This is a genomic window from Actinomadura montaniterrae, assembly GCF_008923365.1.
Lineage (GTDB): Bacteria > Actinomycetota > Actinomycetes > Streptosporangiales > Streptosporangiaceae > Spirillospora > Spirillospora montaniterrae.
This window is the reverse complement of sequence record NZ_WBMR01000096.1, coordinates 24,572-33,355: the sequence shown is the minus strand read 5'-3', so window position 1 is coordinate 33,355 and position 8,784 is coordinate 24,572. Positions and strand designations below refer to the sequence as shown.

12 protein-coding genes are annotated in these 8,784 nt (G+C 67.8%); all 12 read right to left on the bottom strand.

Annotated features, from left to right (window positions below; translation table 11 throughout):
- A partial coding sequence (gene rpsC, locus F9B16_RS28080; protein WP_151543209.1) for a 30S ribosomal protein S3 occupies positions 1 to 701 on the bottom strand: 701 nt, incomplete at its 3' end.
- Complete coding sequence (gene rplV / locus F9B16_RS28075; RefSeq protein WP_151543208.1) at positions 701 to 1,078, bottom strand: 50S ribosomal protein L22; 378 nt, start codon at positions 1,076 to 1,078, stop codon at positions 701 to 703. The genes rpsC and rplV, both read right to left, overlap by 1 nt.
- A gap of 31 nt (positions 1,079 to 1,109) precedes the next feature.
- Complete coding sequence (gene rpsS, locus F9B16_RS28070; protein WP_067807019.1) at positions 1,110 to 1,391, bottom strand: 30S ribosomal protein S19; 282 nt, start codon at positions 1,389 to 1,391, stop codon at positions 1,110 to 1,112.
- Between the two features lie 12 nt (positions 1,392 to 1,403).
- Positions 1,404 to 2,237 carry a 50S ribosomal protein L2 gene (gene rplB / locus F9B16_RS28065; protein WP_151543207.1) on the bottom strand — a complete coding sequence of 278 codons (834 nt, stop codon included), beginning with the start codon at positions 2,235 to 2,237 and terminating at the stop codon, positions 1,404 to 1,406.
- A 46-nt stretch (positions 2,238 to 2,283) separates the two neighbouring features.
- Positions 2,284 to 2,583: a 50S ribosomal protein L23 gene (gene rplW / locus F9B16_RS28060; RefSeq protein ID WP_151543206.1), complete on the bottom strand. Its 300-nt coding sequence runs from the start codon at positions 2,581 to 2,583 to the stop codon at positions 2,284 to 2,286.
- A 14-nt stretch (positions 2,584 to 2,597) separates the two neighbouring features.
- Positions 2,598 to 3,200 carry a 50S ribosomal protein L4 gene (rplD, locus tag F9B16_RS28055; RefSeq protein WP_151543205.1) on the bottom strand — a complete coding sequence of 201 codons (603 nt, stop codon included), beginning with the start codon at positions 3,198 to 3,200 and terminating at the stop codon, positions 2,598 to 2,600.
- Complete coding sequence (gene rplC / locus F9B16_RS28050; RefSeq protein ID WP_151543204.1) at positions 3,197 to 3,847, bottom strand: 50S ribosomal protein L3; 651 nt, start codon at positions 3,845 to 3,847, stop codon at positions 3,197 to 3,199. The genes rplD and rplC overlap by 4 nt, the downstream gene beginning before the upstream one ends.
- 14 nt (positions 3,848 to 3,861) lie before the next feature.
- The gene (gene rpsJ / locus F9B16_RS28045; RefSeq protein WP_018657599.1) at positions 3,862 to 4,170 is read right to left on the bottom strand and encodes a 30S ribosomal protein S10; all 309 of its coding nucleotides are present in this window, start codon (positions 4,168 to 4,170) and stop codon (positions 3,862 to 3,864) included.
- 112 nt (positions 4,171 to 4,282) lie between these two features.
- On the bottom strand, positions 4,283 to 5,476 hold the full coding sequence (gene tuf, locus F9B16_RS28040) for an elongation factor Tu (protein ID WP_151543203.1): 1,194 nt from the start codon (positions 5,474 to 5,476) through the stop codon (positions 4,283 to 4,285).
- 85 nt (positions 5,477 to 5,561) lie between these two features.
- Positions 5,562 to 7,673: an elongation factor G gene (fusA, locus tag F9B16_RS28035; RefSeq protein WP_151543202.1), complete on the bottom strand. Its 2,112-nt coding sequence runs from the start codon at positions 7,671 to 7,673 to the stop codon at positions 5,562 to 5,564.
- A gap of 48 nt (positions 7,674 to 7,721) precedes the next feature.
- A complete protein-coding gene (gene rpsG, locus F9B16_RS28030; RefSeq protein ID WP_021597494.1) occupies positions 7,722 to 8,192 on the bottom strand; it encodes a 30S ribosomal protein S7 in 471 nt (156 codons plus the stop codon).
- Positions 8,192 to 8,566, bottom strand: a complete 375-nt coding sequence (gene rpsL, locus F9B16_RS28025) for a 30S ribosomal protein S12 (protein WP_030176166.1) — start codon at positions 8,564 to 8,566, stop codon at positions 8,192 to 8,194. Before rpsL ends, rpsG begins: the two co-directional genes overlap by 1 nt.
- Between the last annotated feature and the right edge of the window lie 218 nt (positions 8,567 to 8,784).

Here is an 8,784-nt window from a genome sequence, read left to right as displayed (position 1 = left end):
TCGCCGCCGCGGCGCTCACGGCCGCCGCCGCCCGCCGCGCGCTGCTGCGCGGCCTGCTGCTCGCGCTCGGCGCGGGTCTGCGCGGCCTCGCCCTTGTAGATCCACACCTTCACGCCGATGCGGCCGAACGTCGTCCGGGCCTCGTAGAACCCGTAGTCGATGTCGGCGCGCAGCGTGTGCAGCGGGACCTGGCCCTCGCGGTAGAACTCCGACCGCGACATCTCGGCGCCGCCGAGACGGCCGCCGCACTGCACCTTGATGCCCTTGGCGCCGGACTTCATCGCCGACTGGATCGCCTTGCGCATGGCGCGGCGGAACGCGACCCGGCTGGACAGCTGCTCGGCCACGCCCTGCGCGACGAGCTGCGCGTCGATCTCGGGGTTCTTCACCTCGAGGATGTTCAGCCGGACCTGCTTGCCGGTCAGCTTCTCCAGGTCGCCCCGGAGGCGCTCGGCCTCCGCGCCGCGGCGGCCGATGACGATGCCCGGCCGGGCGGTGTGGATGTTGACCTCGACACGGTCACGGGTCCGCTCGATCTCCACCTTGGAGATGCCCGCCCGGTCCATGCCCTTCTGCAGCATGCGCCGGATCTGGACGTCTTCCTTGACGTAGTCCTTGTAGAGCTTGTCGGCGAACCACACGCTCTTGTGGTCGGTGGTGACGCCCAGGCGGAACCCGTGCGGGTTGATCTTCTGACCCACTACCGGGCCCTCCTCGTCTTCTTACCGCCGGCCGAAGCGACTTCGTCCTTCGGGGCGACGACCACGGTGATGTGGCTCGTGCGCTTGTTGATGCGGTAGGCCCGACCCTGGGCGCGGGGGCGGAAACGCTTCAGCGTCGGCCCCTCGTCGACCCACGCGCCGCTCACGACGAGCGTGCCCGTGTCGAGCTTGAAGTTGTGCTCGGCGTTGGCAATGGCACTGGCCAGCACCTTGCCCACCGGCTCACTGGCGGCCTGGGGGGCGAACCGCAGCACCGCCTGCGCCTCCGCGGCAGGCAGGCCGCGGATGAGGTCCACCACGCGGCGGGCCTTCATGGGCGTGACGCGGATGAACCGCGCCTGGGCCCTGGCTTCCATCGCTGTTCCCTCTCTCCTACAGACTGCCCGCTCAGCCGCGACGGCTGCGACGGTCTTCCTTGACGTGGCTGCGGAACGTCCGCGTCGGCGCGAACTCGCCGAGCTTGTGCCCCACCATGGCGTCGGTGATGAACACCGGCACGTGCTTGCGGCCGTCGTGCACGGCGATCGTGTGACCGATCATGTCCGGCACGATCATGGAGCGCCGGGACCACGTCTTGATGACGTTCTTGGTGCCCTTCTCGTTCTGGACGTCCACCTTCTTCATCAGGTGGTCGTCCACGAAGGGACCCTTCTTAAGGCTACGTGGCATGACGAGCGACTCCTACCGCTTCTTCTTGCTGCGACGACGGACGATCAGCCGGTCGCTCGACTTGTTCGCCTGGCGAGTGCGGCCTTCCTTCTTACCGTTCGGGTTCACCGGGTGCCGGCCGCCGGAGGTCTTGCCCTCACCACCACCGTGCGGGTGGTCGATCGGGTTCATGGCCACACCGCGGACGGTCGGGCGCTTGCCCTTCCACCGCATCCGGCCGGCCTTGCCCCAGTTGATGTTCGACTGCTCGGCGTTGCCGACCTCGCCGACCGTCGCGCGGCAGCGCACGTCCACCATCCGCATCTCGCCCGAGGGCATGCGCAGCGTGGCGTACTTGCCCTCCTTGGCCAGCAGCTGGACGCCGGCGCCCGCGGAGCGGGCGATCTTGGCGCCGCCGCCGGGCCGCAGCTCGATGGCGTGGATGACGGTACCCGTCGGGATGTTGCGCAGCGGCAGGCAGTTGCCCGGCTTGATGTCCGCGCCCGGCCCGTTCTCGACGCGGTCGCCCTGGCGCAGGTTCCGCGGCGCGAGGATGTAGCGCTTCTCGCCGTCGGCGTAGTGCAGCAGCGCGATGCGGGCGGTGCGGTTCGGGTCGTACTCGATGTGCGCGACCTTCGCCGGGACGCCGTCCTTGTCGTGCCGGCGGAAGTCGATCACGCGGTACGCGCGCTTGTGGCCGCCGCCCTGGTGCCGGGTCGTGATGCGGCCGTGGTTGTTGCGGCCGCCCTTCTTCGGGAGCGGACGCAGCAGCGACTTCTCCGGCTCGCTGCGCGTGACCTCGACGAAGTCGGCCACGCTGGAGCCGCGACGACCCGGAGTCGTCGGCTTGTAGTTACGGATGCCCATCTTTTTCGTTCATCCCTATTTCAGTCTTCGGGACGACCCTGGCTCTTTAGGCCGGGCCGCCGAAGATGTCGATCCGCTCGCCCTCGGCGAGGCTGACGATGGCGCGCTTGGTGTCCTTGCGCTTGCCGTAGCCGAACCGGGTCCGCTTGCGCTTGCCGGGCCGGTTGAGCGTGTTCACGTTCGTCACCTTGACGCCGAACACCGACTCGACGGCCTGCTTGATCTGCGTCTTGTTGGCGTCGGTGCGGACGACGAACGTGTACTTGTTCTCGTCCAGCAGCCCGTAGCTCTTCTCCGAGACGACCGGCGCGATGATGACGTCGCGGGGGTCGGCGATCTTGTTCACTGGTGCCGCCCTCCTTACTTCTTCGCCGCGCGCGAGATGAACTCGTCGTACGCCTTCTGCGTGAAGACGACGTCGTCGTTCACCAGCACGTCGTAGGTGTTGAGCTGGTCGGAGACGAGAACGTGCACGCTCGGCTCGTTGCGCAGGCTCTTCCAGGTCAGCTCGTCCTCGCGGTCCAGGACCAGCAGGACGCGCTTGGCCTCGGTGACCGAGCGCAGCGCCGTCAGCGCCGTCTTCGTCTTCGGGGTGTCGCCCTCGATGATGTGGTCGACGACGTGCACCCGGCCGTAGCGGGCGCGGTCCGACAGGGCGCCGCGCAGCGCGGCGGCCTTCATCTTCTTGGGCGTCCGCTGCGAGTAGTCCCGCGGCTGCGGGCCGTGCACCGTGCCGCCGCCGGCGAACTGGGGCGCGCGGGTCGAGCCCTGGCGGGCGCGGCCGGTGCCCTTCTGCCGGTACGGCTTCTTGCCGCCGCCGGACACGGCGCCGCGGGTCTTCGTGGCGTGCGTGCCCTGCCGCGCCGCGGCCAGCTGCGCCACCACGACCTGGTGAATCAGCGGCACGCTGGTCTTCGCGTCGAAGACCTCGGCGGGCAGGTCGATGTCGAGCTTGGAGGTCACTTGCCCGTCCCCTTCACTGCGTCGCGGACCAGCACCACGCCGCCGTTGGGACCGGGAACCGCGCCCTTGATGAGCAGCAGGTTCTTCTCCGCGTCGACGGCGTGGACGGTCAGGTTCTGCACGGTGGTACGGGCGTTGCCGTGCCGTCCCGCCATGCGGAGGCCCTTGAAGACGCGACCCGGGGTCGCGCAGCCGCCGATCGAGCCCGGCGAGCGGTGCTTGCGCTGGGTGCCGTGCGAGGCGCCGAGGCCCTTGAAGCCGTGGCGCTTCATGACACCGGCGGTGCCCTTGCCCTTGCTCGTGCCGGTGACGTCGATCTTCTGGCCGGCCTCGAAGACGCCAGCGGTGATCTCCTGGCCGAGTTCGAACTCGGTGGTGTCGTCGGAGCGCAGCTCGACGAGGTAGCGGCGCGGCGTGACGCCGGCCTTCTCGAAGTGGCCCGTGCGCGGCTTGTTCACCTTGCGCGGGTCGATCTGCCCGTACCCGATCTGGACGGCGGTGTAGCCGTCCTTCTCCTGGGTGCGGAGCTGCGTGACGACACACGGCCCGGCCTGGACGACGGTCACCGGAACGATCCGGCCCTCATCGTCGAAGACCTGGGTCATGCCGAGCTTCTCGCCCAGGACGCCCTTCCTCTGCGTGCTCATTTGCGATGCGTCCCTCAGAGCTTGATCTCGATGTCAACGCCGGCCGGAAGGTCGAGCCGCATCAGCGAGTCGACCGTCTTGGGCGTCGGGTCGATGATGTCGATCAACCGCTTGTGCGTGCGCATCTCGAAGTGCTCGCGGCTGTCCTTGTACTTGTGCGGCGAGCGGATGACGCAGTACACGTTCTTCTCGGTCGGCAGCGGCACCGGGCCCGCGACCTTGGCGCCCGTCCGCGTCACCGTCTCAACGATCTTCTTCGCGGAGGTGTCGATGACCTCGTGGTCGTAGGCCTTGAGCCGGATGCGGATCTTCTGTCCCGCCATGGTGGCCTCGGTGTCCTTTGCTGTAGTGCCGCTGTTTACTTCACTGGTCGTGACGCGGCGGCCCGGCTGCCGGCTGCTGCTGGCGGCCGGGCCGCCGCGTCCACGAGGGGTGTTACTTGATGACCTTGGTGACGCGACCGGCGCCGACGGTCCGGCCACCCTCGCGGATGGCGAACTTCAGGCCCTCCTCCATGGCGACGGGCTGGATCAGCTCGACGCGCATCTCGGTGTTGTCGCCCGGCATGACCATCTCGGTGCCCTCGGGGAGGTTCACCACGCCGGTGACGTCCGTGGTCCGGAAGTAGAACTGCGGACGGTAGTTGTTGAAGAACGGCGTGTGCCGGCCGCCCTCGTCCTTGGACAGGATGTAGACCTGCGCCTCGAACTCGGTGTGCGGGGTGTTCGTGCCCGGCTTGATGACGCACTGGCCGCGCTCGACGTCCTCGCGCTTGATGCCGCGCAGCAGCAGGCCGACGTTGTCGCCCGCCTGGCCCTGGTCGAGCAGCTTGCGGAACATCTCGACGCCGGTGACGGTCGTCTTGGACGAGGCGTCCTTGATGCCGATGATCTCGACTTCCTCGTTGACGTTCACGACGCCGCGCTCGATGCGGCCGGTGACGACCGTGCCGCGGCCGGTGATCGAGAAGACGTCCTCGATCGGCATCAGGAACGGCTTCTCGGTGTCGCGCACCGGCTCCGGCACGTTCTCGTCGACGGCGTTCATCAGCTCGACGATGGACTCGGCCCACTTCTCGTCGCCCTGCAGCGCCTGGAAGGCGGACACGCGGACGACCGGGACGTCGTCGCCCGGGAACTCGTACTCGGACAGCAGCTCGCGGACCTCGAGCTCGACGAGCTCCAGGATCTCCTCGTCGTCCACCATGTCGCACTTGTTCAGCGCGACGACGATGTAGGGGACGCCGACCTGGCGGGCCAGGAGCACGTGCTCCTTGGTCTGCGGCATCGGGCCGTCGGTCGCGGCGACCACCAGGATGGCGCCGTCCATCTGCGCCGCACCGGTGATCATGTTCTTGATGTAGTCCGCGTGACCGGGGCAGTCCACGTGCGCGTAGTGCCGGGACTCGGTCTGGTACTCGACGTGCGCGATGGAGATCGTGATGCCGCGCTCGCGCTCCTCCGGCGCCTTGTCGATGTCCTCGAACGGCGTGAAGGGGTTGAGGTCCGGGTACTTGTCGTGGAGCACCTTGGTGATCGCCGCGGTAAGCGTGGTCTTACCGTGGTCGATGTGACCGATGGTGCCGATGTTCACGTGCGGCTTCGTCCGCTCGAACTTGGCCTTCGCCACTGGTTGCTCCTTGTTGCGATCCTCGGCCGTCTGGAACGACCGCTTCGATGTACGTCTGGTGTGATCTGTGGGCAGGCCCGGGTGCTTACTCGCCCCGCGCCTTGGCGATGATCTCCTGCGCGACGTTCCCCGGAACCTCGGCGTAGGAGTCGAACTGCATGGTGAAGACAGCCCGGCCCTGGGTCTTGCTGCGCAGATCACCCACGTAGCCGAACATCTCGGACAGCGGCACGAGCGCCTTGACGATGCGCATGCCGTGCCGCTCGTCCATGGACTGGACCTGGCCGCGGCGGCTGTTGAGGTCGCCGATCACGTCGCCCATGTTCTCCTCGGGCGTGGTGACCTCGACGGCCATCATCGGCTCCAGCAGCGTGGGGGACGCCTTGCGGGCGGCCTCCTTGAACGCCATGGAACCGGCGACCTTGAACGCCATCTCCGAGGAGTCGACCTCGTGGTAGGCGCCGTCCTGCAGAGTGACCTTGACGCCCACCATCGGGTAGCCGGCGAGGACACCGAACTCCGCGGCCTCCTGGCAGCCCGCGTCGACCGACGGGATGTACTCCCGCGGGATGCGGCCACCGGTGACCTTGTTCTCGAACTCGTAACCGTCGGACCCGCCGCCGAGCGGCTCCAGGTCGATGATCACGCGGCCGAACTGGCCCGAGCCGCCCGTCTGCTTCTTGTGGGTGTACTCGACCTTCTCGACCTTGCGGGTGATGGTCTCGCGGTAGGCCACCTGCGGCTTGCCGACGTTGGCCTCGACCTTGAACTCGCGCTTCATCCGGTCGACGAGGATCTCCAGGTGGAGCTCGCCCATGCCGGAGATCACGGTCTGGCCGGTGTCCTCCTCGGTGCGGACCTGGAAGGACGGGTCCTCCTCGGCCAGCCGCTGGATCGCGGTGCCCAGCTTCTGCTGGTCGGCCTTGGTCTTCGGCTCGATCGCGACGTGGATGACCGGCGCCGGGAAGTTCATCGACTCCAGGACGATCGGGTCCTTGTCGTCGCAGAGCGTCTCACCGGTGGTGGTCTGCTTGAGGCCCATCACCGCGACGATGTCGCCGGCGCCCGCGCGCTCGATCTCGGTGCGCTTGTTGGCGTGCATCCGGTAGATCTTGCCGATGCGCTCCTTGCGCTCCTTGACGGAGTTCATCACGCTCGCGCCGGACTCCAGCACGCCGGAGTACACGCGCACGAAGGTGAGCTTGCCCAGGTGCGGGTCGGTCGCGATCTTGAACGCCAGGGCGGAGAACGGCTCGTCCTCGCTCGGCTTGCGGGACAGCACCTTCTCCTCGTCGCGGATGGCGTGGCCCTCGATGGCCTCCACGTCCAGCGGCGACGGCAGGTAGCGGACGATCGCGTCCAGCAGCGGCTGCACGCCCTTGTTCTTGAAGGCCGTGCCGCACGTCACCGGGGTGACCTTCGCGGCGATCGTCGCGCGCCGGATGCCGGCGTGCAACTGCTCCACGGTGGGCTCGTCGCCCTCCAGGTACAGCTCCATGATCTCGTCGTCGTTCTCGGCGAGCGTCTCGACCAGCTTGTCGTGCCACTCGCGGGCGGCCTCGGCGTGCGTCTCGGGGATGTCGAGCGTGTCGTACATCTCGCCGAGCTTGGCCTCCTCGTTCCAGACGAGGGCCTTCATGTTCACCAGGTCGATGACGCCCTTGAAGTCGGCCTCGGCGCCGATCGGCAGCTGCAGCACGAGCGGGACGGCGTTGAGACGGTTCTCGATCATGTCGACGCAGCGGTGGAACTCGGCGCCGACCCGGTCGAGCTTGTTGACGAAGCACATGCGGGGCACGCCGTAACGGTCGGCCTGCCGCCACACCGTCTCGGACTGCGGCTCCACACCGGCGACACCGTCGAACACCGCGACCGCGCCGTCGAGCACCCGCAGGTTGCGCTCCACCTCGATGGTGAAGTCGACGTGCCCGGGGGTGTCGATGATGTTGATCGTGTGCTTGACGTCGTCGACGGGCCATTCGCAGGTGGTGGCGGCGGAGGTGATGGTGATCCCCCGCTCCTGCTCCTGCTCCATCCAGTCCATGGTGGCGGCGCCGTCGTGGACCTCGCCGATCTTGTAGCTGATGCCCGTGTAGTACAGGATCCGCTCGGTCGTCGTGGTCTTGCCAGCGTCGATATGGGCCATGATCCCGATGTTGCGGACCTTGGCCAGGTCTACACCGGTTTTGGTAGCCACAGTGTCCTCGCGTCCTCGCGTCGTCTCGTCGTTCTCAACCCGCCGGGGTTACCAGCGGTAGTGGGCGAAGGCCTTGTTGGACTCCGCCATCTTGTGGGTGTCCTCGCGCTTCTTGACAGACGCGCCGAGGCCGTTGCTCGCGTCGAGCAGCTCGTTCATCAGCCGCTCGGTCATGGTCTTCTCGCGGCGCTGCCGGGCGTACACCACCAGCCAGCGCAGCGCGAGGGTGGTGCTGCGGGCCGGCCGCACCTCGACGGGGACCTGGTAGGTCGCGCCACCGACGCGGCGGCTGCGGACCTCCAGGGTCGGCTTGACGTTGTCGAGCGCGCGCTTCAGCGTGACGACCGGGTCGTTGCCGGTCTTCTCGCGGGCGCCCTCGAGAGCGTCGTACACGATGCTCTGCGCGATGGAACGCTTGCCGTCCAGGAGAATCTTGTTGATGAGCGCGGTGACCAGCGGCGAGTTGTACACCGGGTCAGCGATCAGCTGGCGCTTGCCAGCGGGGCCCTTGCGCGGCATCAGCTCTTCTCCTTCTTCGCGCCGTACTTGCTGCGCGCCTGCTTGCGGTTGCGGACGCCCTGGGTGTCGAGCGACCCGCGGATGATCTTGTACCGAACACCCGGGAGGTCCTTCACACGGCCGCCGCGCACGAGCACGATCGAGTGCTCCTGCAGGTTGTGACCGACGCCGGGGATGTAGGCCGTGACCTCAATCCCGCTGGTCAGCCGGACACGGGCGACCTTGCGAAGCGCGGAGTTCGGCTTCTTGGGCGTCGTCGTGTAGACGCGCGTGCAGACGCCCCGCCGCTGGGGGCTCTCCTTCAGCGCGGGCGTCTTGTTCTTGGTCACCTTGTCCTGGCGGCCCTTTCGGACCAGCTGCTGGATCGTGGGCACCGCGTCTCCGTCTTCCCTCGTACCGAGCCGGTAAGTCTTGTGCTGCAATCACCACCTCAGGCGAGGCTGTGACCTGCCGGTTTCCCGACCTCTCCGACCCACGCGGTCGGGCGTGTCGCCGGTTCACGGAGCATTGCCCGCGAACAACCGACACAGACCGCCCGGCCCATCTCAGGGCCGAATCAAGCCGGGGAGTAGATGCGGCGCTGGGCCGGTCC